Raw genomic sequence first — 23406 nt, 5'->3', positions numbered from 1 at the left:
GTTGCTCACGCGGTCTTGCCTGTGACCCGCGCTGTCACGAACGCGAGGACAGACGCGGCCGCGAGTACGGCTGCACCCACCAGGAAGGCGCCGCCATAGCCGGCGGAATCGAACAGCACGCCGCCCAGGGTTGATCCGACGGCGATCGAGGTTTGAACCACAGCAACCATCAGGCCCCCACCGGCCTCAGCGTCGTGCGGCATGGCCTTCGCGATCCAGCTCCACCAGCCGACGGGCGCGGACGTGGCCAACAGGCCCCACAGACCCAGGAGAACCACGACGGTGGCCAACCAGCCGCCGGTGGGAACGAGGACAGCGGCGATGACCGCCATAAGCGCGGGAATGATGACCAGCGTCCGATACAGACCCGTCCCCAGGAACCGGCCAATCAGCATGGTGCCGGCAAAACCCGCCGCACCGATGACCAGCAGGACCAGGGACACGGTGGCCACGTCGACGCGGGTCACCGTTTCCAGGAACGGGCGGACGTAGGTGAACAGAATGAACTGCCCCATGAAGAAGGAACCACAGGCTGCCATGCCCCACGCGACCGGTGCGCTCCTGAGCTCCCTGAAGATCCCGAAGACACTTCCGGACGCCTGGGTGCGCTTCTCCGCCTTCATCGAGGGCAGGCTGATCCACTGCCACACCAGAGCGAGCACGGCCACCGGCACCAGGCAGAAGAACGCACCGCGCCATCCGATGACAGAACCCAAATAACTTCCCAGCGGCGCAGCCAGGACCGTGGCGAGGGCATTTCCGCCATTGAAGACCGCCAGGGCACGCGGCACCTGGTGGGCCGGCACCAGACGCATGGCGGTCGCGGCCGACATTGACCAGAATCCCCCGATGACCACACCAATGAGGGCGCGGCCGACCATGAAGAGCAGGTACCCCGGCGCCGCGGCCACCAATGCCCCGGAAACCGCCATCAGACCGGTGAGGCCCAGCAACAGGGTCCTGCGGTTCAAGTTTCGGGCAAGCGTGGAGACTGACAGGCTGGTCAGGACGGCAAAGACACCGGAAATCGCGATTCCCTGCCCCACCATTCCCTCGGAGACCTGGAGTTCGGCGGCCATCGGCGTGAGCAGGCTGACGGGCATGAATTCGGAGGCTATCAGCGCAAAGACGCAGAGCGACATGGCGTAAACGCCGCCCCAGTTGGCCGGGTGGTGCCCGGGGCGGACGGTTTCCTGGGGCGCACTGGTACTGGTGACGGTTGTTTCGGAGGCCATGTCCTCCATCAAACAGGGCCCTCAAAGTCCTAGCGAGGGCCCTGCTGAAACGGGTTTTGCCAGGACCCCCTTACGGCAGCAACGCTCCGGACGGAACCTCCCGGCGTCGTGCGTTGCCTTTTGCCGGCGGCTGCGGCTTGTACACCCACGCCACCAGCACCACGGAGATGATCATCAGCAGGAACCAGGCCACCAGTTTCTCCAGGCCCACGGGGTGCCAGCCGCCAACTTGGCTGGGGTAGAGCCAGGCGCCGGACCAGGTGGCGATGTTCTCGGCGAGCCAGATGAACAGCGCCACCAGCAGGAACGAGACCGCCAGCGGCATCCGGAACTCCCGCCGGAACACGCGGAAGTGCATGACACACCGGCCAAAGATCACCACGACGGCGGCGAGCAGCACCCAGCGCAGGTCCCAGATGTAGTGGTGGGTGAAGAAGTTGGCGTAGATCGCCGCGGCGAGGATGGCGGTGACCCAGCGCCGGGGGTACGCCGCGAACCGCAGGTCGAAGAGCCGGTAGACGCGCACCATGTACGAGCCCACGGCGGCGTACATGAACCCGCTGAAGAGCGGCACGGCGCCGACACGCAGGAACCCTTCGGCCTCGTAGGACCAGGAACCCATGTCCGTCTTGAACAGCTCCATCACCGTCCCCACCAGGTGGAACAGGACAATGACCCCGCAGCTCCCGCAGGGTTTCAAGTTTGAATGCCACCATCAGGATTTGGATTACGACGGCGGCGATGGTCAGGAAGTCGTTTCGCGCCAGCCCGGCGGAGTCCGGGTACCAGAGCCTGGCCGCCATCAACACAGCCAGGAGTGCGACACCGAAAATGCACGCCCAGCCTTGCTTGAGGCCGAAGACCAGGAACTCGGTGAGTTTGGCCCTGGCACCGCCGGCAGGGGCCGTAGCCAGGAAGCGGCGGGCGCGTTCGTCGATCCGCTGCTCCACGGGGGTTGAGCTAAGCACTGATCCCCTGACGCTGGCTTGGGTGGCGGTTCCCCCGCAGGTCCTTTTCCAGTTCCGCCAGGCAGTAGTCCTTGAACCAGTGCCTGATGCCCTGCGGGAGCCTGGGGTAGGCCACCGCAAGGATGCGCCATGTCCGGTCGAACCTGCGCTGCTGGCGGTCACTCCAGGCAAGCCCATAGTCAGTCCGCAGCTGGGCGGGAAGGAGCCCGGCGGTGAGGAACCTCGCGAAAGGCATGATGGCGCGGTACCAAAGTGCTGTGTGCCTGGGAAAAAGCAGGCCGCGTCCAACGCGCACCCCTTCTTCGTCGGCATGGAGGGCGGCGAGCTGCTCCTCCCAGTACCGGCCGAACTCTGCCCTGTCCTTCGGCCACATGTCCGGCGGAAGCTGCAGGGCGGTCCCGATCCGTGCATAGTCCTGGTACATCGCGTCTGCGGCGTCGTCGTCGAGCGGGCCGCGGATCTTCTCGGTGATGGTGCGCGCTGTGTCGTAGAGCGTGGCCGCTACCCAAAGCTGCAGCGCAGGCTCGTAGGCGTTGTAGCCGCCGGTGGATTCATCGGCAGTACGGCGCACCGGCACGTGGGCCTGGTTCACCCGGCGGCGGACTTCCCGGGCCTGTTCCTCGGTTCCGTACATGATGGCGTAGACGTAGGTGAGCGTTCCCTTCAACCGGTTGACGGGCCGTTCGGTGAACGTGCTGTGTGCCGCCACGCCGCGACCGACGGCGGGGTTGGCAAGCTGCAGCAGAATAGCCCTTCCTGCCCCGGCGAGCAGGATGCCTTCCGCCCGATAATCGGCAACCCGCTGCACCATGTGAACAGGCTACCGGAGGGGCCGGACGGTGGGTGGGGCCCTTCGGCCCGTTGCCCTTCCGCCCTGCCGCGGTTAGCGGTCCGTCATTTACTACCCATGCCCGCGTGCGGGCCGCAGCGAGGTGATCATCTGCTTGATGTCCGCGAACTCAGCAGTATCCCGGTACTTCCTTGCCTGCTCAAGGTAGGGCAGCGACGGGTCGCCGGGCGTGGTGTTGTTGGAGGGGTCGTAGAACGCGCCGAACATGGCAGCGTTCGGCGGCCACCTGAAGAACTGGAAAATGGGGCAGGCGTCCGGCCCGCCTGGCACCGGGCCGGAGGTGATGCCGTAGCCTGCCGCCGGGGTGTTGGGCGGACCCGGGGTGGCGGCGTTCCCGCGCGTCTCGAAAATGAACTGCGGCACCGCACCGTCCTGGGCCAGCGCCGGGATGTCCGCGCTGTCCAGGACTTCGTACGGGTACCTCTCGGTGCACGTGGATCCGGTGGCCATGTTGGTGCGCAGCGTCGCCATCACCTTTCCGGCCTGGTTCCGGACCTCCGCGAACGCCCCGCCTCCTTCGGCCAGTTCCCCTGCCGGATCCTTGACGCTCCATGCGGCCGGCAGGTCGAACGCCATGGTGCCGTCCGCCGTCGTAAACGTGGTCCACTCAGCCGCGGAAGTACTGGCCGGCCCGGTCGGGTACGGCGTTGAAGGAACGTCCGACGGCGTTGGCGCGCCAGGTGTTCCCGTCGCCGTTGCCGGGGTGCCGGCAGGGCCGGACGCTGACGGCGTTGCCTGCGGGCTTCCCAGCTGTGGCGAACACCCGGCAAGGGCGATGGTGACCACGACAAGGGCAGCTGGAAACCTGTGCACCACACCCTCCTTGGGCCGGACGTTGACCCTTTAAGTGTGCCGCCGTCCTGCCGGGCGGAGGAGGGCCGGAAGGCCTGCCCTCCCCCGCCGGGGTTGACGGTACCGCCCTGGGGTTGGCGCTACCGCTCCAGCAGCGACACGTCCCGGACGGCACCCTTGTCTGCGGAAGTCGCCATCGCGGCATAGGCACGCAGTGCGGCGGAAACCTGCCGGTCCCGGTCCTTGGGCTTGTAGCCACCGTTCACCAGGAGTTTCTCGCGGCGTTCTTCAAGGACGTCATCGGAGACCTCCAGCTGCATGGATCGCTGGCTGATGTTGATGCTGATGACGTCGCCGTCCTCCACCAGGGCGATGGTGCCGCCGGAGGCGGCCTCCGGCGAGATGTGCCCGATCGACAGGCCGGAGGTGCCGCCGGAGAAGCGGCCGTCAGTGATGAGTGCGCACTTCTTGCCCAGGCCGCGGCCCTTGAGGAACGACGTCGGGTAGAGCATTTCCTGCATGCCCGGACCGCCCTTGGGGCCTTCGTAGCGGATGACCACCACGTCGCCTTCCTTGACCTGCTTGTTCAGGATCTTCTCCACGGCCTCGTCCTGGGACTCGCAGACCACGGCCGGGCCGGAGAAGGTCCAGATGGACTCGTCCACGCCCGCGGTCTTCACCACGGCTCCGTCGACGGCCACGTTGCCGCGCAGCACGGCCAGGCCGCCGTCCTTGGAGTAGGCGTGCTCCACGGAGCGGATGCAGCCTTCTGCAGCGTCGGTGTCCAGCGAGGTCCACTCGTTCGACTGGGAGAACGCGGTGGAGGAGCGGACGCCGCCGGGGGCAGCGTGCCACAGGGCCTTCGCTTCCTCCGTGGCCTTGCCGCCGCGGATATCCCAGTCGTCAAGCCAGCCGTCCAGGTCGGCGGAGTGCACGGAGTGGACGTCCTTGTGCAGGAGGCCGCCGCGGTTCAGCTCACCCAGCAGGGCCGGGATGCCGCCCGCGCGGTGGACGTCCTCCATGTAGTAGGTCTTGTCTTTGGCGACGTTCGGGGCCACCTTGGCCAGGCAGGGAACCTGACGGGACTTGGCGTCCATCTCGGCCAGGCCGTAATCCACGCCGGCCTCCTGGGCCGCGGCCAGCAGGTGCAGGATGGTGTTGGTGGAGCCACCCATGGAAATGTCCAGGGCCATGGCGTTGTCGAAGGCCTTCGCAGTGGCGATGGAGCGCGGCAGCACGGAGTCGTCGTCGCCGTCGTAATAGCGCTTCACCAGCTCGACGACGGTGCGCCCGGCTTTCTCGTACAGCGCCTTCCGCGCGGTGTGGGTGGCCAGCACGGAGCCGTTGCCGGGCAGGGCCAGGCCGATGGCCTCGGCAAGGCAGTTCATGGAGTTGGCAGTGAACATGCCGGAGCAGGAACCGCAGGTGGGGCAGGCGTTCTCTTCGATGAGGTTGATGTCCGCATCGGAGATGGATTCGTCCACGGCGTCGGCGATCGCGTTCACCAGGTCCAGGGAGCGGACGGAGCCGTCGGTCAGGGTCACGCGGCCGGCCTCCATGGGGCCGCCGGAGACGAAGACCACGGGGATGTTCAGGCGCAGGGCTGCCATGAGCATGCCGGGGGTGATCTTGTCGCAGTTGGAGATGCAGACCAGGGCGTCGGCGCAGTGGGCGTTGACCATGTATTCCACGGAGTCGGCGATCAGGTCCCGGGACGGCAGCGAGTAGAGCATGCCGGAGTGGCCCATGGCGATGCCGTCGTCCACGGCGATGGTGTTGAATTCGCGCGGCACGGCGCCGGCGGCGAGGATCGCGTCGGACACGATCCGGCCCACGGGGGCCAGGTGGGTGTGGCCGGGGACGAACTCGGTGAAGGAGTTGGCCACGGCGATGATCGGCTTGCCGATGTCGGAGTTGGCGACGCCGGAGGCGCGCAGCAGTGCGCGGGCTCCGGCCATGTTGCGGCCGTGGGTGACTGTTTTAGAGCGGAGTGCAGGCATGCTTACCATCCTGCGGGTTCGGCCCCCGCGGTGGAAGACAGCGCTGCTACTAGTAGTAGAAGTACCAGAGTAATAGTATTTGCGGGTGAACAATCCCGGGCGGCGCAAAGAACTCGGCCTTTTCCTAAGGGCCCGCCGCGACCAGGCGCTGCGGGCCGACTATGGCCTGCCGCCCGTCGGCCGCACGCGGGAGCGGGGGCTCCGGCGCGAGGAGGTGGCCTTCCTTTCCGGCGTCAGCGTGACCTGGTACACCTGGCTGGAGCAGGGCCGGGACATCAGCCCCTCCCGGCAGGTCCTCGAAGCGGTCAGCCGGGCGCTGCACCTTTCAAGCACGGGCCTTGGCTACGTCCTGTCCCTCGGGGGCTACGCATCCACAGCACCCGCCAGCCCGGCGGCCGACTCCGCCCCGCCCCACATTCAACGGCTGATGGATGCACTGGACCCCAACCCGTCCTTCGCCCTGTTTCCGGACTGGGGCGTGGCCGGCTGGAACAAGGCGTACGCGGCGCTTTACCCCAACATCGCCACGACGACGCCCGCGGACCGGAACCTGCTTTGGCTGGTATTCACCGACCCCTATGTCCGGAATCTGCTGCCGGACTGGGAAACAACCAGCAAACGGTTCCTTGCAGAGTTCCGGGCCGAAGCCGGGCAGCGGCTGGGCGACCCGGACATCCAGTACCAGGTGGAACGGCTCAAGGAAGCAAGCCCGGAGTTCCGGCAGGGCTGGGACCTCTACGACATCCTGGGCTTTGAGTCCCGCGAGCGCCTGTTCCACCATCCCGCGGTGGGAGTCCTGCAGCTGGAGCACCACCAGGTGTCCCCGTCGGACCGGCCGGACCTGCACATTGTGGTGTACACGCCGGCCCCGGGCAGCGACGCCGCAGCGCAGATGCAGTCGCTGCTCTCCGCCTCCAGCTAGCCGGTTTCGGCTGCGAGGTAAGCAAACGCCGCCACGGCCTGCGCCTGGGAAGCCACGCGGAGGGTGGGGTCGACGGCGGGCAGGAACGACGGCGAGTGGTTGGCAGGGATGTCGGCGTCCAGCGTGTCGTTCGCCACGGCCCGCCGGTAGGTTTCCGGGGGCACGGAGCCGACCACCCAGTAGACGTACGGGATGCCGAAAGCGTCAGGGATGCGGCTGAAGTCCTCGGACGCCGTCTGCGGGGCGGTGCGGTAGACGGCGTCCGCCCCGAACGTCCGGGTGAAAGCCGCCGTGACCCTGGCATTGGCCTCGGGATCGTTGCTGGTCAACGGGTACTGGTCGTAGTACTCGAACTCCGGATCCTGCGGGGAGCCCGCAGCTGCGCACTCGCCTCGCACGATCCGCTCGATGGCGGCGATCATGGCGGCGCGGGTCGCCATGCTGTAGGTCCGCAGGTTGAGCAACAGTTCCGCCCGGTCCGGGATGATGTTGGCCGTGGCTCCGGCGCTCACCGAGCCAACAGTCAGCACTGCGAACTCCCCTGGAATCGTTTCGCGGGACACCACAGTCTGCAGGCGGAGGACGATCGAGGCGGCGAGCACCACCGGATCCACGGACTTGTGCGGCATGGAGCCGTGGGCGCCGCGGCCGTGGATAGTAATCCGCACAGAGTCGCCGGCCGAGAGCACCGGACCCGGGGTGGTGCCGATCGTTCCAGCCTCGGTGGGCATGACGTGCTGGGCCAGCGCGACGTCCGGCCGCGGGATCCCTGCGGCCAGGCCGTCGTCGAGCATTGCCTGCGAGCCCGCCGCCGTCTCTTCCGCCGGCTGGAACAAGGCAACGTAGGTGCCCTGCCAGGCGCCCCGGTGTTCGGCGAGGTATTTCGCCGCGCCGAGGAGCGCCACGACGTGCATGTCATGCGCGCACGCGTGCATCACCCCTGGGACGGCGGAGGCGTAGCTGGCGCCTGTGGCCTCGGTGACCGGCAGCGCGTCCATGTCCGCCCGGGCCAGGACGCAGGGACCGGCGCCGTTGGCAAGAACGCCCACGACGCCGGTACCGCCAAAGTGCCGGACGTCAAAGCCCCAGCCGGACAGAAGGTCCGCTGCCGCGGCGGACGTTGCGTGCTCAGCGAGCCCGAGCTCAGGATTCGCGTGGAGCCGCTCGTAGAGCGGTATTTGCCAGGCAAGTTCCTGCTCCATACCGCTGTCTGTGACATCCATGTGAGTGCTCCTCCCGGCCGGCCGTGCCCGCCCCTTCGGCCACTTTAGGCCAGCACCCCCTGCCGCACCACGGCCGGCTTGAACTGTGCACCCGCGCCCGGGAATACCGGCACGTCAATCCGCGCGTGGGTGTGGACCTCGCCGACCGTGGCCTTGGTGTGCCGGGCAATGTTCTCCATGGTGGTCACCCACATGCCATCCATCGACTTCACCCGTTCCATCAGCTGCTCCAGGGCCACGGCCTTGGAGGGCCGGCCGGAGATGAACGGGTGGTTGGTCAGGACGAAGCAGCTGCCCTGGGAGTGGTGGGCTTCGGCTTCAAGCGTCCACATTTCCAGGACCTTGGCCGGGCTCTCGATCACGCCGCTGCCCGTAACGCCGGGGTAGAAGGCGTACTGCTCCCAGTCGTCCAGGGTCCAGTCCACGGGGATCTCCACGATGTCCCGGGGATCATCGGCGGCGACGGCGAAGCGGTAGGGGGCATCGCCGTCGAGCAGGCTCGAATCGTAGAGGAAGCCGCGGTCCGCCAGCAGGCCCGGGGAGTGCCAGTTCAGTTCCCACCACGGTGCGCGGTAACCCACGGGCCGGACCCCTGCCACCTTGGCCAGGGCCTCGAGGCCGCGGTCAATGTAGCTGGCCTCGGTGGCGGCGTTGATGCCCTGCATGGGTTCGTGAAGGTAGCCGTGGTGGGCCACCTCGTGCCCGCCGTCCACGATCTGCCGGACCACATCCGGGTAGGACTCGGCTGTGAAGCCGGGGATGAAAAAGGTGGCCTGGATGTCCTGGCGGGCCAGGATGGCCAGCAGCCGGGGCACCGCGATCTTGGGGCCGTAGGACTGGTGGCTCATCAGCGACATGCGCCGGGTGCTGGTGGGATCGTGGGCGATGGTGCAGGACTCGGCGTCCACGTCGAAGGTGAAGGACGCTGCGGCCTTGAAGCCCTCGGGCCAGGTGATGGGGTGCAGGGCGTCCGCGATGGCGGGCTTGTTCACGGGAAATCCTTTCGGCGGGCGCTGGGCGCCCGCCAGGTTCTTCGGGATGGTGAGCTTAGAGGGCGGGAAGGGCGGGCGTGCTCTCCGAGCTCCCTGCTTCCGGAGCGGTCGCGCCAGGGGTGGCGTCCACCTTCTGCGTGGCGCGCGGCTCAAGTGCGAGGTAGCGGATGTGCTGCCGCGGGCCGAGGATGGCGTACACCCCGGCGCTGGTCAGGCCGCCGGCCAGCCAGGACAGGTCCCAGCCGCCCAGGGCCACGGCGATGGGGCCCTGCATGATGGGGATCAGGCCGTACATGAACAGCCACGTTGCGAAGATCCCGGCCACGAGGGAGATGACGCCGGCAAAGTTGACCACCGGCAGCCGCTTGGTGCCCACGCCGTCGAACAGGCGCTCCGGCTCACCGGGCCAGCGCTTGTCCAGCCAGAAGTAGTGCACCAGCATGATGCCGCCCCAGGCGGCCACCCATGCCACCAGGCCGATCAGCCAGGCGTCGAGGACCGCTGCGAAGTCCTCCTGGAAGATGAAGAAGACGACGGCGGCGAGCGAGAAGACGCCGACGAACAGGTTGAGCTTGCGGCGGCTGATGGAGATGTCCAGGGCCTGGGTGGCCACCGAGAACGTGTAGATGTTCAGGATGTTGGTGGCGATGGGGCCATGGAGGACCATCAGCAGCACGGGCAGCGCCATGGCGCCGAAGTTCATGACGATGAGCTTGCCGGGATCGATCTCGCCGCTGTTGGTGGCCAGGCTGGCGCCCAGGACGCCGAGCCACACCACGGGGATGAACTGGCCCAGGACTGAGGCAAGGTAGACCTTCTTCTTGGGAACGCTGGTGCTGACGAACCGGGAGTAGTCCGCTGCGTAGGTGAACCAGGTGATGCCCCAGCCGATGCCGATGGCGGTCATGACCGCGCTCATGGCGGCGATCCGCTCGGAACCTTCCAGGACGGCGCCGGCCGGTCCGGCGTAGCCCCAGTTGATGTCCATGCCGAACCATGCCACCGCGGACATGACGGCCAGGATGAGGATGGTGGGCGGCACGGTCCATTTCTCGAAGGCGGCGATGGCCTTGTAGCCGAACCAGGCAATGGCAACCTGGAGGGCCATGATGAAGGTGGCAACGCCGATCTTCCAGGCGTAGTTGGGGGCTTCCGGGTCAACCCAGCCAAGGGTTCCGAAGAGCGCCATGACCAGGTCCAGGATGATCCAAGTGTTCACCGCGCACCAGCCGATGACCAGCAGGGCCTGGATGGCGGCCGGCAGGTAGTTGCCGCGCCGTCCGAATGCGGCCCGGGCCAGGACCATGCCGGTGGCTCCGGTCTTCTGGCCCAGGAGGACGAAGCAGCCAAAGAGCAGCATGCCGATCAGGTTGCCCAGCACCAGGACGGTAATGGTGTCCGCGAGTCCGAGTCCCAGCTGGATACCGAGTGCCCCCAGCACCCAGTTGATGGGTGCCAGGTTGGCGCCCGCCCAGATCCAGAACTGGCCGGATACCTTGCGTGTGCGTGCTGATTCGGGGATGGGCTGCAGCCAGGCTTCATGGTCCACGGCGCTGTGGTCCTGTGTGGCCTGGTCAGGTTGGCCGTGCGTGGCTGTTGAAAGCTTTTCTTGCATGGGGGCCTCCGTGAGGTGGATAAGTACAAACAAGGCTATGTGGCCCTCATCACAACCAACAAGATACAATCTGTCGAACAAATTCTTCTTCTACGTTACGGACTGTCGTGTCAGTGTTTCTTGGCGAAATACTCGCCCACCCTGCCCTAGCCGCCGCCAATCCGGTCCTCCATCCCGCGGGCGCGGATGCCGATGCCCAGCCGGTTCGTTGGGTCCATTCCAGCGAGGTGCTGGATATCGCCCCCCTGCTCCGCGGCGGCGAGCTGCTGCTGTGCGGCGGAATCACGCTGGCTACGGCCACGCCCTCCAAGCGCGAGGACTATGTGCACGAACTGGCCCAGCGCGGCATCGCCGCGCTGGCCGTTGAGACCGGCGGCGCGCTGCCTGAAATTCCGCCGGAGATGCTGCAGAAGGCGGAGGAGTACGGTCTGCCCGTCGTTGAGCTGCGCAAGGTGGTGCCCTTTGTGGGCGTCATGCAGGCCATCAACTCCATGCTGGTCAGCGAATCGGTGGGGCACCTGCAGCAGGCCGATGCCGCCACCCGCGCCATGGCTGCCGAGCTGGCCCACGGGGCTTCACTGGACAAGATCCTGGGCGTGCTGGCAGGGATCACCGGTTCCGCGGTGAAGCTCACCTCCCCGTGGGGCGTCACCATGGGCAGCGCGGCGCCGGAGGGCTGGGGCAGCGGGGTGGGTGCGGACGCGCGGGAGGTACCGCCCAAGGAGGGAGCAGCGGACGACGGCGGTCCAGGCCAGGGCGCGCACGTGGGCTTTAACGGGACTGTTGACGGAACAGTCATCACCGTGGACATCCCCGTGCGCGGGGTCCTCATGGGGCGCCTCGAGGTGCACGTGCCGGATGTCGCGGACCCGGCGCTGGCTCAGGTGGCCGGCGAGCGCGCCGTGGACATCCTGGGCCTGGCGCTGCTGCAGCACACGCCTCCGGGACTGCACGCCCTGGCCGGCGCTGAACTGATGCGCGCTGTGCTGAATTCCGCTCCCGAGTGGCGACTTGAGCAGCTCGCCCCCGGCGCCGGCTTCCCCACGGACTCACCCCTTGTCGTGGCGGCCATCCATGCGGCGGCCCCACAGGAGCTGCGGGGCGCCGTCGAAAACTTCCTGAGCTCGGAACGGATCCCCTGCGCCGCCTATCTTGACGAGGCCGAACTGGTGGTGATGATCGGCCTGCCGTGCACCGGGACTGCCGGCGTGCGTCGGCAGCTCCTGGAATCCCTGCAGGGGCTGGAAGGTGACCATGATGCCGTGATCGCCGTGGGGCCGCCGGCAGGTGCGGTGGCGGAGGCGGCCTGGTCACTGGCGGAGGCCCGCCGCGCCCTTGAGGTCCGCCAGATCCGGCGCCGGAATCTGTCGGCGCGCAGGCGGTCAGCGGCAGCCCGCGGCCTGGTGGTGGTTGATGCCCAGGACACCGCCGTGGAGAGCCTCTCACTGACCTGCCTCGACGCCTCCGCCCGTGAGGCGTTCGTCAACCGGCAGTTGCGGGCGGTTCTGGAACATGATGCGCAGCGTCAGTCACAGCTGCTGGAGACCCTGCAGGTGTGGCTGGACTCCGGCTGCAACACCGCCCAGTCGGCACGCGAACTGCACCTGGAGCGGCAGTCGATGCACCACCGGCTGCAGCGGATTTTCGAGCTGTGCGGCGGAGATCCGCGGGGCACGGGGCGGCTGGCGGCGCTCCACCTGGCGGCCAGGATGGCAGGGCTGCCGTAACGCCCACCCGCGCCCGTTGCCTAGCTTGTTTAGCGCTGACCGCCCGTCGAAAGCATTAACTTGCCGCCCGGCCGCCCAGCCGGGTGGTCACCTTCGCGGCGGCGGCCATGCAGGCCTCGCCCAGACCCTCGAACTGCTCCTTGGACACCCGGAACCGGGGTGCCGGAATCAGGACGGCGGCCACCACATCACCGCGGTGGTCACGGACGGGCGCAGCCACGCCCACCTCGTCCATGGACGACTCACCGTAGTTCCCCGCCCATCCCCGCCGCGCAACATCCTGGAGCCGGGCCTCGTACGCTGCCAGGCCGGCGTCGTCCAGTCCCGGGAAGGTGATGGTGCCGCTCCGCAGCAACTCCCGCACCCGCTCCGCCGGCAGGGTGGACAGAAAGACCTGGACCGAGGCGCTCATGGCGTCCCGATAGCGGGCGCCGAGGGGCGTGGTGTGCTTGATCTGGTGGTGGCTGGCGATCTGCTCCACACAAATGGCCTCGTCGCCGTTCCACAGCATCAGAGCGCTCGTTTCCCCCGTTTGCTCGGTCAGCTGCCGCAGGACCGGATAGGCGACGCGGCGTTCCTCCATCTCCGCCAGCAGCGGTCCGGCGACGGCGATAAGCCCCAGTCCCAGCCGGAACCGCTTGGTTTCCGGGTCGCGTTCCACCAGGTTTTCCTGCTCGAAGGTGGCCAGGATCCGGGAGACGCTGCTCTTGTGCATCCCCACCCGGTTGGCGATTTCGGTGACGCCCAGCAGCGGCTCATCGGCGGTGAAGGTGCGCAGGACGGCGATGGCATTGACGACGACGGAGGCGCCTTTCGCATCCGGTCCGCCGTTGGTGCCGGTCCCGCTGCCGTTGCTGTCGGAAATTTTTGCTGGAGTCATGGTGGGCACCATCTTTCCCTATCGGTGGCGGCAGACGCCGAAAGCGGCGCCGTGGTCCACGGCGCCGCTTTGGCTGTTCAGTTGGTTATCCCTCGATGATGTTGTGCTCGGGACCGAACGGGAACTTGGTGATGTTCTCCACCGAGTTGTCCTCGCCGATCACCAGGATGTCGTGCTCGCGGTAGCCCCCGGCGCCCGGCAGGCCGTCAGCCACCGTGATCATGGGCTCCATGGAGACCACCATGCCCGGTTCGAGGACGGTGTCGATGTCCTCGCGCAGCTCAAGGCCGGCTTCGCGGCCGTAGTAGTGGCTGAGGACGCCGAAGGAGTGGCCGTAGCCGAAGGTGCGGTTGGCCAGCAGACCGTGGCTGATGTAGATCTCGTTGAGTTCTGCGGCGATGTCCTTGCAGACGGCGCCGGGCTTGATGAGTTCAAGGCCGCGGCGGTGCACCTCCACGTTGATGTTCCACAGCTCCAGTGAGCGTTCGTCCGGCTGGCCCAGGAAGAGGGTGCGCTCCAGGGCGGTGTAGTAGCCGGAGGTCATGGGGAAGCAGTTGAGCGAGAGGATGTCGCCCTGTTGCAGCTTGCGGGTGGTGGCCCAGTTGTGGGCGCCGTCGGTGTTGATGCCGGACTGGAACCACACCCAGGTGTCGCGGACCTCGCGGTCAGGGAAGGTCCTGGCAATCTCGTGCACCATGGCCTCGGTGCCGATCAGGGCGACCTCGTACTCGGAGATGCCCTCGCGGATGGCGTTGCGGATGGCCTCGCCGCCCAGGTCGCCGATGCGGGCGCCGTGCTTGATGACCTCAATTTCCTCGGCGGACTTGATCATGCGCTGGCGCATGGCGTCCTGGGAGACGTCCAGGAGTGCTGCGCCCGGGAACGCGGCGGCAATCTTCTCGCGGGTCAGGCCGGGGAGGAAGTCATCCTCGACGCCGATGCGGTTGGCCTTGACGCCGCGCTGGCGCAGCGCTTCCTGCAGGCCGAAGTAGAAGTTGTCCCGGCGCCAGTCGGTGTAGACGATGTTCTCGCCGTAGGAGGTGCGCCACGGCATGCCGGCGTCGATGTTGGCGGTGACGGTGACGGAGTCGTCGGCGGTGACAACCAGGGCGTAGTTGCGGCCGAACGTGGTGTAGAGGAAGTCGGAGTAGTACTTGATGCCGTGGTAGCTGGTCAGGATGACTGCGTCCAGGTCCTTGGCGGCCATGATCTTGCGGAGGCCGCCAAGGCGGCGCTCGAACTCGGCATCCGAGAACGTGAGCTTGCCCTTGGAACCGATGTGCAGGACCTTGAGGCGCTCAAGTTCGGCAATGGAGGACGCGTTGTCAGCGGTGATAGTCACGTAGGTGTGCCTTTCTAATGGGTGCCGGCTGCTGTTGTGCAGCCGGTGTTGGTTTGCGTGATGAAGGTGGTCTTAGTCGCCGGGTTGGCGTGGCTCTCTGGCTGGTCAGAGGTGCTTGAGGGGCTTCCGCGAGGTTTCGGCGGCGAACAAAACGGCCGTCAGGGATACGGCGGCTGCGGCCACGAGGTACCAGCCGGGGGCCAGCTTGCTCTGGGTCATGCCAATCAGCAGGGTGGCCATGAACGGTGCCGTACCGCCGAACAGGGCGTTGGAGAGGTTGAAACTGACCGCGAAGCCGCTGTACCGGACCTTGGTGGGGAACAGCTCGGCCAGGAAGCTGGGCAGCGTTCCGTCGTTCAGGGTGAGCATGCCGCCCAGCAGGATCTGGACCAGGACGATCACCAGAAAGTTGCCTGTATCCAGCAGCATGAAGGCGGGAACGGTCAGGAGCATGAACAGCACGGACGCGGTGATCAGCATGCGCTTGCGGCCGAAGCGGTCCGACGCGAGGCCGGTCAGGAAGATGAAGCCGATGTAACTGGCCAGGGCGATGGTGGTGGCCAGGAAGGACTCCGTGGGTCCGAAGCCCAGTTCCTCGGAGAGGTAGGTGGGCATGTAGCTGAGGATGACGTAGAAGCCGACGGCGTTGAGCAGCACCGCGCCGCAGGCGATCACCAGCTGCTTGCGGTAGGTCCGGAACATGTCCAGCGCCGGAGCCTTGGGCGCGGATTCCTCCTGGTCAGCCAGGGCACGGAAGGCTGGGGTGTCCTCTAGCTTGGTGCGGATGTAGCGGCCGATCAGGCCCATGGGGGCGGCCAGCAGGAACGGCAGCCGCCAGCCCCATTCGTGCAGCTGGTCCGTGGTGAGCACCGAGCTGAGGAGCGCCGCGATCAGTGAGCCCAGGAGCAGGCCCGCGGCGGTGCTGGCGGGGACGACGGCGGCGTAGAGGCCGCGGCGGTTGGCCGGTGCATATTCCACCAGGAAGGCGGATGCCCCGGCGTACTCCCCTGCGGCCGAGAAGCCCTGGACCACGCGGACCAGGAGCAGCAGGACCGGTGCCAGCATGCCGATGGTTCCGTAACCGGGAATGAGGGCGATGCAGAAGGTGGAGACGGACATGATGACGATGGACAAGGACAGAGCCTTGCGCCGGCCGAGCTTGTCGCCGATGTGACCCCAGAAGAAGCCGCCCAGGGGACGGACAAAGAAGGAAATGGCAAAGACGGCGAAGGTTGCCAGCAGCGCGGTCTGCCGGTCGGCTTCGGGGAAGAACACGGAGGAAATGACTGCGGCCAGGTAGCCGTACACCGCGTAATCGAACCATTCGACGAAGTTGCCGATGAAGCTCGCGGTGACCACCCGGCGGTCGGACATCCTTGCTGGCCACAGCACTGCCTGCGCCCTGGTCTGCCCGGGCCGAAGGGTTGGCGTCAGCGGCAACCACGCCCGCCCCGGGTGAGTTTTGTTCGGTACTCATGAAACCACCAATAAAAGTTGGAGTTGCATTGCTTGCAACGTGGTTGTTTCAAGATAGGCCGTGACGTGCAGCACAGTCAATAGCTTTTGGAAGCATTAATTTCCTCCTGCTCGCTGCTGCCTGCCTCAGCTTGGCTTCCAAACCCTCAAGTCTCAAATATGGATTAAGTTGCATTCAAAGCAACATGGTTGTAATCAGAGCCAAGTCTGGCGGCTTAACATAACAGTGGCCGCCAAGCGGGAAGGCTTGGCGGCCACTGAAGGGCTAAGGCACGGACGGCTGCTACCGCGCTGGCACGGGTTCCGCAGCGATCACCGGATGGTCCCGGTGCAGGTTTCCGAGGACAGACGCGCCCTGCGGTGAGCCCAGCTCGGAGAAGAACTCCACATTGGCGCGGACGTAGTCTGCCCACTCGTCCGGAACGTCGTCGGAGTAGTAAATGGCCTCGACCGGGCACACGGGATCACAGGCACCGCAGTCCACGCATTCCGACGGGTGGATGTAGAGCGAACGTTCACCCTCGTAGATGCAGTCCACGGGGCACTCCTGGATGCAGGCCTTGTCCTTCACATCCACGCAGGGCTGGGCGATCACGTACGTCATGGCAGCTACACGCCCGTGTAGACCGTCTTGCCCCACGTGAAGAAATCCAGGGCGGACCTGCCCTGTTCACGGAACGTGTTGGTGGAGGAGTCCTTCACGCCGCCGAACGGCACGTTCAGGTCCAGCCCCGCGGTGGGCCGGTTGACCTTGATGACCCCTGCCTGGGCACGGGCCGAGAAGTCGGTGGCCAGGGCCAGCGAATCCGTGCAGATGCCGGCGGTCAGGCCGTACCGGGAGTCGTTGATGGCGGCCAGGCCTGCCTCATAGTCGGGCACTTCCAGGACGGCCACCACGGGGCCGAAGATTTCTTCTGTCACGGCCGGATCGTCGAAGGCCAGGTCGGTGAGCACCGCGGCGGGGAAGGATAGTGCCCCGGAGGGATCGCCGTCGTACTCTCCGTGCAGGAGGGTTGCACCGCGCTCGACGGCGCCGCGCACCGCTGCCTGGTCCTGCTCGAACTGCGGCTGGCTTACCACGGCCCCCATGGCGGACTCCAGCCCGTCACCGGGCGTGTACCTGGCAGCTTCCGCCACCAGGGCATCCAGGAACGCTGACCGGATGCCGGGGGTTGCGTAGACGCGTGACGTGGCAGTGCAAGCCTGGCCGGTAAGGCCGAAGGCGCCGGCCGCCACCACCTGGGCTGCCTTGCGCGGGTCCGCGTCATCCAGGACCAGAACGCCGTTCTTGCCGCCCATTTCCAGCTGCACGCGGGCGCGCCGGCCGTTGAGGATCTCCTGCAGGCCAAGGCCCACCTTGGTGGACCCGGTGAAGGACAATCCGGCAATGCGCGGATCGCGCGCCAGGGCGTCGCCCACCACGCGGCCCTTGCCGTGGACCACGTTGAACACGCCGCCCGGCAGTCCCGCGTCCTGCAGGGCGCGGGCCAGGTGGGTGGCGGACAGCGGCGTGATTTCGGCCGGCTTGATCACCACCGTGTTGCCGGTGATCAGGGCCGGTGCTGCCTTCCAGGCTGGGATGGCGATGGGAAAGTTCCAGGGCGTGATCAGGGCGACGACGCCCAGCGGTTCGCGGCGGGTGGTGATGGTGGTGTCCGGCAGGCCGCTGGGCAGCACCTCACCAGTGGCGGCCCAGCCGAGTGAGCCGAAGAAGCGCAGCACGTCCGAGGCGCGTTTCACTTCGCCCTTGGCCTCGGCCAGGGTTTTGCCTTCCTCACGGACCAGGTCCTCGGCGATGGCGGCCTGCCGTTCGATCAGCAGGTTTCCGGCGGTGAGGAGGATGGCGCCGCGGGAGGGTGCGGGCAGTGCGGCCCAGGAGAGCTGGGCTGCGGCGGCGGCGGTGATGGCCGCGTCCACGTCGTCGGCGGTGCCGCTGGGCGACAGCGCTGCCAGCTCGTCCGGCCGGGCGGGGTTCATCCGACGGGTTTCCGCCTCGCCCAGCCACTGGCCGTTGATGAGGTGCTGGGCGGTGAGGTGTGCGTGGGCGGTGATGGTGGGGTCGAGAGCGGTGGAGGTCATGGTGTTCCTTTGGAAAATGGTGGGTGGGGCTAGAGGCTGCGGATGAGGCCGCCGTCGCACCGCAGTGCCACGCCGGTGATGTACGACGCCGGCGCGCTGCACAGGAAGGCGGCAGCGGCGCCGAATTCGGCGGGTTCCCCATACCGCCGCGCGGGAATGGTTTTGCGGGATTCGAGCCGGATTTCCTCAAGTGTGGTGCCGCGGCGCTTGGCGGCGGCCTGGTCCAGTTCGGTGACCCGGTCCGTGGCGATCCTGCCGGGCAGGAGCAGGTTGACGGTGACTCCGTCCAGCGCCACCTCGGCGGCGAGGGGTCTTGAGGTAGGCGGCCAGTGCGGCGCGCCCGGTGTTGGAGATGGCGAGGTTGGGCAGTGGTGCCGCCACGCCGCTGGAACCAACGGCCAGGATCCTCCCCCACCGCCGCTCGCGCATGCCGGGAAGAGTCAGGGACACCAACGCCTGGTGCGGCTTGACCAGGGTGTCGAACGCCGCGGCGATGTCCTCGGCCCCCAGGCTGGCGGCGGCGCCGGGTTTGGGTCCGGGTCCGTTGAGGACCAGGATGTCGATCGGCCCCAGGCTGGATTCGGTCTGCGCTACTGCTGCCTCCACTCCCCCGGGAGCGGTGGGGTCGGCTTCGACGGCGATGGCGCCAAATCCGGGAAGGTTTCCGTAGGCCGCCTGCAGCCCACCCACGATCTCCTGGGCCCGGTCCCGGCGCCTGCCCACGATGGCAACCTTGGCTCCTTCCGCAGCGAGTGCCCGCGCAACGGCGAGCCCCAGGCCCCCGGTGGAGGCGGCCACCAGCGCTGTCCGTCCGGCAATGCCCAAATCCATCAGAGGCTCCCGGCGGGGGCAAGGGCACTGGACAGTTGCAGTGCGGTGGCGGCTTCGCTGAGGTGTGCGGACATGGCGCCCCGCAGGTTCTCGGGGAACCCCGCTGCCGGGGCCCGGACGCCGGACTCCTTGATCCAGCCACGTTCCCGCAGGCATTCCTTGCGAATGGCCAAGGCCACTTTGGCCTGCTGCTCGAAGTTGATGAGCGGCAGGTAAGGCATCAACTGGGCGGCCGCAGCCGCGTAGCCCTCCCGCTGCCAGGCGCGGTGGCAGGCGATGAGGGCTTCGGGGTAGGAGAATCCCGTCATGGCGCCTGCCGCTCCGGCCAGCAGTTCGTCCAGCAGGCCCTGGCCCCCGAGCCCGCCGAACACCGAAATCCCCGTGCCGGCGCTGAGCGATGCGATGGCCACGCTGGTGGGCGGCGCCTCGGCCTTGATGGCAATGACCGAGGGACTTGCCTTGACCACGGTGATGAGCACATCGGTGGAGATGGTGACACCGCTGGCCAGGGGGTAGTCCTGCAGCACCACCTTGGCTCCGGTGGCGCGGTGGATGGCGTCCAGGTGGGCGGCCACCACGTCCGGTCGTGGCGAATTGGCCTGCACCATGACGGCGGCGAGCCACGGGCCGGCTGCCTCCTGGGCTGCGCGAATTTCCTCGATGGCCGGCCGGGTGGCCAGCGCGGTCACGCCCACCACCAGCGGCAGGCTGGTGCATTCGACGGCGATCTCCAGGACCTGCCGGCGCTCCTCTGCCGTGAGTGCGGCTGCCTCACCGAACACACCCAGGACGGTCAGGCCGGTGGCGCCGATGGTTTGGTAGCGCTCCACGAGGTCCGAGAGGCTGTCCAGGTCCACGTCCAGGGTGCTGCCCTGGAACGGCGTGGCAACAACGCCCCACACTCCGGGGGCTAGGGATTCACGCTTTTCAGGCGCGGCGGATTGCGGCATGGTTGTTCCCTTTCAGGAGGAGGTAGGAAGGAAAAGTTCGACGGCGGCGGGCCGGGCCAGTACCAAAGGTTCCAGTCAGCAGCCCGGCCATACCGGGGGCCGTTTTTCCTGGAATGCACGGACGCCTTCGGCGGAGTCTTCGCTGTCCAGGGCGGCCATGAGGGCAGGCAGCCGGAGGCCGCGTGCTTCGGCGGCCGTCAGGTGCGAAGTCCGGGCAGCCATCTGCTTAACGGCCCGGACCGAGGTAGGGGCGCAGGCCAGGATCTGGTCGAGCCAGCGTTGCACCGCGGCGTCCAGCTCGTCAGCCGGAACCACTTCATTGACCAGGCCCATGGCCTGCATCTCGGCGGCGCCCGCTTTCCGGCCGGTGAGCAGCATGCCCATGGCCTGCGTATAGGGGACGCGGCGCAGCAGCTGGTGGATGCCGCCGTCGAGCGCCAGGCGCCCAACCCGGGGCTCCGTCAGCCCGAACTTCGCGCTATCCGCCGCGACCACGATATCCGCGCCAAGGACGATTTCCATCCCGCCGCCCAGTGCGTAGCCGTTGACCTTGGCGATGACGGGAATGTCCAGGGTGGCGCGCAGGCTCAGGCCCCCGAAGCCGTTGGGATCCAGGCCGGCCCAGTATTCCAGGCCGGTCTTGTCCACGGCGGAGGCGGACATGTCCGCGCCCACGCAGAAGGCGCGGGGTCCGGCACCGGTGATGACCACAGCCCGCACGGACGGATCCTGTTCCAGCTGCTCCCAGATCCCGTTGAGCCGGGCCTGCGCCGTGCCGTCAACCGCGTTGAGGACGTGCTGGCGGTCAATGGTCACGGTTGCGACGCCATCACTGACCCTGAGGGTGACCTCGTCAACCCGCTCTGCCACGGCGGTCACCGCAGGACCCCCAGCTGCTGCAGGCGGGCGATGGTGTCCGCGTCGAAGCCGTTCTCCAGCAGGACCTCCACGTTGTGCTCGCCCAGCTGCGGGGCAGCGCGCCGGATGCTGGGCGGCGTGGCGGAAAGCCGGATGGGCGCATTGAGCATTTTCACGGTCCCCACCAGCGGGTGTTCGGCCTCCACGATCATGCCGTTCGCCTCGGTCTGGGCATCGGCGAGCGCCTGTTCCAGCGTATGGACCGGGGCGTTGAGCAGCCCCTGTTCCTCCAGTTTCCCGGTCCAGTACTCGGTGGTGTTGGTGGCGATGTGCTCGCGGAAGATGGCCTGCAGGGCGGGTTTGTTCTTGAACTGCTGCTCCAGGGTGGCGAACTCGGGCCGCTGGGTGAGGTCCTCGTCCAGGCCCAGGGCGTCGGAGATCCGGGCCAACGGGTCCGGGGTGAAGCCGCCCACCATGCACACGGCGCCGTCAGTGGTCTCGAAGACGCCGCTCAAGGGCATGGCGCCCCAGTTGACCTCGTAGCCGCGGTTGAGCTGCATGCACGCCTCCTGCATCTGCAGGTGCAGCATGGAGTCGTACATGGTCACCTCCACCTTCTGCCCCACGCCCGATGCCTGCCGGGTGCGCAGTGCCAGCAGAATGCCCTGCATGAGGTGCATGCCCGTGATGTAGTCGCAGAGGGTGGTGGGGTAGATTGCCGGCTTCTGGTCATCCGATTCGCGGCGCCACATCACGCCGGAGTAGGCCTGGGCGATGGCGTCCTGCCCGCCCTTGTGCGAGTACGGTCCCACCGGGCCAAAGCCGGTGCCGGAGGCCCAAATAATCCCCGGGTTCTTTGCCTTGAGGTCCTCGTACCCGAAGCCCATCCGCTCCATCACGCCGGAGCGGAAGTTGCTGACCACCACGTCGGCGTCGGCCAGGAGCCGGTGCAGGACTTCCCGGCCTTCGTCGGTCCGGGTGTCCACCGAGACGCTGCGCTTGTTCCGGTTGATGGACAGGAAGATCGGGTTGTCCTGCCCGTCCTGGTCCGGGAACGAGTTGCGGGAGATGTCCCCTGCGCCGGGCCGCTCCACCTTGATGATGTCGGCACCGTAGTCGCCCAGCAGCTGGGTGCAGGACGGGCCCATGAACACCTGGGTGAAGTCCACAATCCGGATGCCCTCCAGCGGAAGGGGCACCGGCGAGGCAGCCGCATTGGCCCCCGCCGCCGTCGTGCATTCTTCCGTGCGCTCCACTGTTGCGGCGCTCATGCCAGGACCGCCGCGTCGGCGTCCAGGGTGGCGTTCGACGACGGGACGTCGCCGGGGTCTGCGCCGTGCCGGCGCATGCCCTGCTGGATGTCCACTGCCGCCACGTCGCGGACCAGCACGCCGGATTCGACGGCGAGCGCGGCGGCCACGCCGACGGCCTGGCCCATGGCCATGCAGGGCGGGATCTCGCGGGACATCTTCTGCGCCTCCGGGGTGGCGGAGTAGTGGCGGCCAGCCACCAGCAGCTGGTCAACTTCCTTGGGCAGCAGGGAGCGGTACGGGTAGTAGTAGTCGCGGCCGCGGGCCACGCTGTCCTGGAAGTGGCGGCGGGAGGTGACGTCGTCCTTGGTCATGACGTACTCGCCCTGCAGCAGGCGGGTCTGGCGGACGCCCATCTGTGAGGCGACGTCCAGCATGTAGCACTTCTCGAACCCGGGGAGGTTGGCGCGGACGTAGTCCACGGCCTCGGAGATTTTGTCCCGGGCGGCGAATTCGGCGGCGGTCATGTCCGCCGGGTCCACGCCGTCGAAGCCGGTCATGTGCGGGGCGTTGCACCAGACCACACCGTCGATGGGGGTCTTGAGCCACCAAAGTTCCCACGCACCCCCCAGGAGGCGCTTGATCTTGCGGTTGATGGCGCGGGCTTCCTTGGGGTTGGCCTGTTCGAACGCTTCGGCGGCGGCCGTGTCAACGTTGCCCAGCCGGAAGACCAGGGTAGTGAGGTAGTTGTCCTTGGCGTAGCTGGCACCGGCGCGGGAGGCCACGTCAATGTCACCGGTGGTATCGATGACCACGTCCGCCATGAAGGCCTGCGGGCCCAGCTTGGTTTCGCAGACAACGCCCTTGATGACGCCGTTGTCCACGATGGGGCGGGAGAACCAGGAGTGAAGGCGCAGGTCCACGCCGGCCTCACGGACCAGGTCATTGGAGACGCGCTTCCAGCCGTCGGGGTCGAACGCTGCTGCGTAGCAGATGGGCTTGGGATTGGTGTGGGAGTGGAAGTCGAAGGTGCCGTAGCGGCCCCACTTGTTCCAGAGTTCCTCGGAGGTGCGTCGGTCCTCTGCCGGCGGGACGACAGCCAGGCCAAGCTTCTGCAGCCGTTCAACGTATTCGGACACGATGCCCGTGACGGTGATGTCCTGGCCGTTGATCATGTCGTCAAGGACCAGCACCATGCCGCCGGAGGCCAGGCCGCCCAGGGAGGAGTAGCGCTCCAGGAGCGTGACCTTGGCGCCGGAGCGGGCGGCGGTGACGGCGGCGGCCACGCCTGCGGGGCCACCGCCCACCACCAGGACGTTGGAGCGGGAGATCACCGGGGCCGTGAGGTCAGCGGTGGTGGTGCTGAGCTCCAGGGAACTGGTTTTGGGCGCGGCGAAGCTGGGTGTGTTGTTCATG

The 23406-nt window shown here is 67.4% G+C and carries 17 protein-coding genes and 3 pseudogenes; 2 read left to right on the top strand and 18 right to left on the bottom strand.

What is annotated here, in order from left to right; translation table 11 throughout:
• Positions 1-5: 5 nt before the first annotated feature.
• The 5 genes and pseudogenes from QF031_RS01840 to ilvD all read right to left on the bottom strand — a co-directional run bounded on the left by QF031_RS01840 (position 6) and on the right by ilvD (position 5845).
• Positions 6-1235, bottom strand: a complete 1230-nt coding sequence (locus QF031_RS01840; RefSeq protein WP_307423297.1) for an MFS transporter — start codon at positions 1233-1235, stop codon at positions 6-8.
• Positions 1236-1305: 70 nt separating this feature from the next.
• Positions 1306-2203, bottom strand: a pseudogene (locus tag QF031_RS01835) (DUF817 domain-containing protein).
• Entirely contained in the window at positions 2196-3014 is an 819-nt protein-coding gene (locus QF031_RS01830) for an oxygenase MpaB family protein (RefSeq protein ID WP_307423294.1), read from the bottom strand. The pseudogene QF031_RS01835 and the gene QF031_RS01830 overlap by 8 nt, the downstream one beginning before the upstream one ends.
• Positions 3015-3104: 90 nt before the next feature.
• A complete protein-coding gene (locus tag QF031_RS01825; protein ID WP_307423292.1) occupies positions 3105-3866 on the bottom strand; it encodes a hypothetical protein in 762 nt (253 codons plus the stop codon).
• A 119-nt stretch (positions 3867-3985) separates the two neighbouring features.
• Positions 3986-5845, bottom strand: a complete 1860-nt coding sequence (gene ilvD / locus QF031_RS01820) for a dihydroxy-acid dehydratase (protein ID WP_307423290.1) — start codon at positions 5843-5845, stop codon at positions 3986-3988.
• An 85-nt stretch (positions 5846-5930) separates the two neighbouring features.
• On the opposite strand from ilvD, the gene QF031_RS01815 reads away from it, so the two are divergent.
• On the top strand, positions 5931-6767 hold the full coding sequence (locus tag QF031_RS01815; RefSeq protein ID WP_307423287.1) for a helix-turn-helix transcriptional regulator: 837 nt from the start codon (positions 5931-5933) through the stop codon (positions 6765-6767).
• Here QF031_RS01815 and QF031_RS01810 read toward each other — a convergent pair.
• The 3 genes from QF031_RS01810 to QF031_RS01800 are packed head-to-tail and all read right to left on the bottom strand — an operon-like array spanning position 6764 to position 10597.
• A complete protein-coding gene (locus QF031_RS01810; RefSeq protein WP_307423285.1) occupies positions 6764-7990 on the bottom strand; it encodes an amidohydrolase in 1227 nt (408 codons plus the stop codon). The two genes, QF031_RS01815 and QF031_RS01810, sit on opposite strands and share 4 nt — an antisense overlap.
• A gap of 44 nt (positions 7991-8034) precedes the next feature.
• Positions 8035-8982 (bottom strand): polysaccharide deacetylase family protein, encoded by a 948-nt coding sequence (locus tag QF031_RS01805; RefSeq protein WP_307423282.1) that lies wholly within the window; start codon positions 8980-8982, stop codon positions 8035-8037.
• Between the two features lie 55 nt (positions 8983-9037).
• A complete protein-coding gene (locus QF031_RS01800) occupies positions 9038-10597 on the bottom strand; it encodes a purine-cytosine permease family protein (RefSeq protein ID WP_307423280.1) in 1560 nt (519 codons plus the stop codon).
• Positions 10598-10704: 107 nt separating this feature from the next.
• Between QF031_RS01800 and QF031_RS01795 the strand changes: the two genes are divergently transcribed.
• Positions 10705-12324, top strand: coding sequence for a PucR family transcriptional regulator (locus QF031_RS01795; RefSeq protein ID WP_307423278.1), 1620 nt, complete (start codon positions 10705-10707; stop codon positions 12322-12324).
• Between the two features lie 55 nt (positions 12325-12379).
• On the opposite strand, the gene QF031_RS01790 is transcribed toward QF031_RS01795, so the two are convergent.
• The 10 genes and pseudogenes from QF031_RS01790 to QF031_RS01745 all read right to left on the bottom strand — a co-directional run bounded on the left by QF031_RS01790 (position 12380) and on the right by QF031_RS01745 (position 23405).
• The gene (locus QF031_RS01790) at positions 12380-13216 is read right to left on the bottom strand and encodes an IclR family transcriptional regulator (protein WP_370874468.1); all 837 of its coding nucleotides are present in this window, start codon (positions 13214-13216) and stop codon (positions 12380-12382) included.
• A 73-nt stretch (positions 13217-13289) separates the two neighbouring features.
• Entirely contained in the window at positions 13290-14546 is a 1257-nt protein-coding gene (locus tag QF031_RS01785; RefSeq protein WP_307423274.1) for an aminopeptidase P family protein, read from the bottom strand.
• Positions 14547-14651: 105 nt separating this feature from the next.
• Positions 14652-16023 (bottom strand): annotated as a pseudogene (locus QF031_RS01780) (MFS transporter).
• Between the two features lie 282 nt (positions 16024-16305).
• Positions 16306-16626, bottom strand: coding sequence for a ferredoxin (fdxA, locus tag QF031_RS01775; RefSeq protein ID WP_307423268.1), 321 nt, complete (start codon positions 16624-16626; stop codon positions 16306-16308).
• A 5-nt stretch (positions 16627-16631) separates the two neighbouring features.
• Complete coding sequence (locus QF031_RS01770) at positions 16632-18101, bottom strand: aldehyde dehydrogenase family protein (RefSeq protein ID WP_307423266.1); 1470 nt, start codon at positions 18099-18101, stop codon at positions 16632-16634.
• Positions 18102-18130: 29 nt separating this feature from the next.
• Positions 18131-18932 (bottom strand): annotated as a pseudogene (locus tag QF031_RS01765) (SDR family oxidoreductase).
• Positions 18932-19882, bottom strand: a complete 951-nt coding sequence (locus QF031_RS01760) for a dihydrodipicolinate synthase family protein (protein ID WP_307423264.1) — start codon at positions 19880-19882, stop codon at positions 18932-18934. Before QF031_RS01760 ends, QF031_RS01765 begins: the two are co-directional and overlap by 1 nt.
• Before the next feature lie 75 nt (positions 19883-19957).
• Positions 19958-20761, bottom strand: coding sequence for an enoyl-CoA hydratase-related protein (locus QF031_RS01755; protein ID WP_307423262.1), 804 nt, complete (start codon positions 20759-20761; stop codon positions 19958-19960).
• Positions 20758-22011, bottom strand: coding sequence for a CaiB/BaiF CoA transferase family protein (locus QF031_RS01750; RefSeq protein WP_307423258.1), 1254 nt, complete (start codon positions 22009-22011; stop codon positions 20758-20760). Before QF031_RS01750 ends, QF031_RS01755 begins: the two co-directional genes overlap by 4 nt.
• Positions 22008-23405, bottom strand: coding sequence for an FAD-dependent oxidoreductase (locus tag QF031_RS01745; RefSeq protein WP_307423255.1), 1398 nt, complete (start codon positions 23403-23405; stop codon positions 22008-22010). The genes QF031_RS01750 and QF031_RS01745 overlap by 4 nt, the downstream gene beginning before the upstream one ends.
• Position 23406: the final 1 nt, after the last annotated feature.

Source organism: Pseudarthrobacter defluvii, assembly GCF_030816725.1.
GTDB lineage: Bacteria > Actinomycetota > Actinomycetes > Actinomycetales > Micrococcaceae > Arthrobacter > Arthrobacter defluvii_A.
Note: the sequence above shows the minus strand (reverse complement) of the source record. Positions and strands in the feature narration are given on the sequence as shown.

Excerpts from the sequence above, each read along its gene's own strand:
- QF031_RS01840 (WP_307423297.1), bottom strand. The coding sequence starts at position 1,235 with ATGGCCTCCGAAACAACCGTCACCAGTACCAGTGCGCCCCAGGAAACC.
- QF031_RS01830 (WP_307423294.1), bottom strand. The coding sequence starts at position 3,014 with ATGGTGCAGCGGGTTGCCGATTATCGGGCGGAAGGCATCCTGCTCGCC.
- ilvD (WP_307423290.1), bottom strand. The coding sequence starts at position 5,845 with ATGCCTGCACTCCGCTCTAAAACAGTCACCCACGGCCGCAACATGGCC.
- QF031_RS01810 (WP_307423285.1), bottom strand. The coding sequence starts at position 7,990 with ATGGATGTCACAGACAGCGGTATGGAGCAGGAACTTGCCTGGCAAATA.
- QF031_RS01800 (WP_307423280.1), bottom strand. The coding sequence starts at position 10,597 with ATGCAAGAAAAGCTTTCAACAGCCACGCACGGCCAACCTGACCAGGCC.
- QF031_RS01790 (WP_370874468.1), bottom strand. The coding sequence starts at position 13,216 with ATGGTGCCCACCATGACTCCAGCAAAAATTTCCGACAGCAACGGCAGC.
- fdxA (WP_307423268.1), bottom strand. The coding sequence starts at position 16,626 with ATGACGTACGTGATCGCCCAGCCCTGCGTGGATGTGAAGGACAAGGCC.
- QF031_RS01770 (WP_307423266.1), bottom strand. The coding sequence starts at position 18,101 with ATGACCTCCACCGCTCTCGACCCCACCATCACCGCCCACGCACACCTC.
- QF031_RS01760 (WP_307423264.1), bottom strand. The coding sequence starts at position 19,882 with ATGCCGCAATCCGCCGCGCCTGAAAAGCGTGAATCCCTAGCCCCCGGA.
- QF031_RS01750 (WP_307423258.1), bottom strand. The coding sequence starts at position 22,011 with ATGAGCGCCGCAACAGTGGAGCGCACGGAAGAATGCACGACGGCGGCG.
- QF031_RS01745 (WP_307423255.1), bottom strand. The coding sequence starts at position 23,405 with ATGAACAACACACCCAGCTTCGCCGCGCCCAAAACCAGTTCCCTGGAG.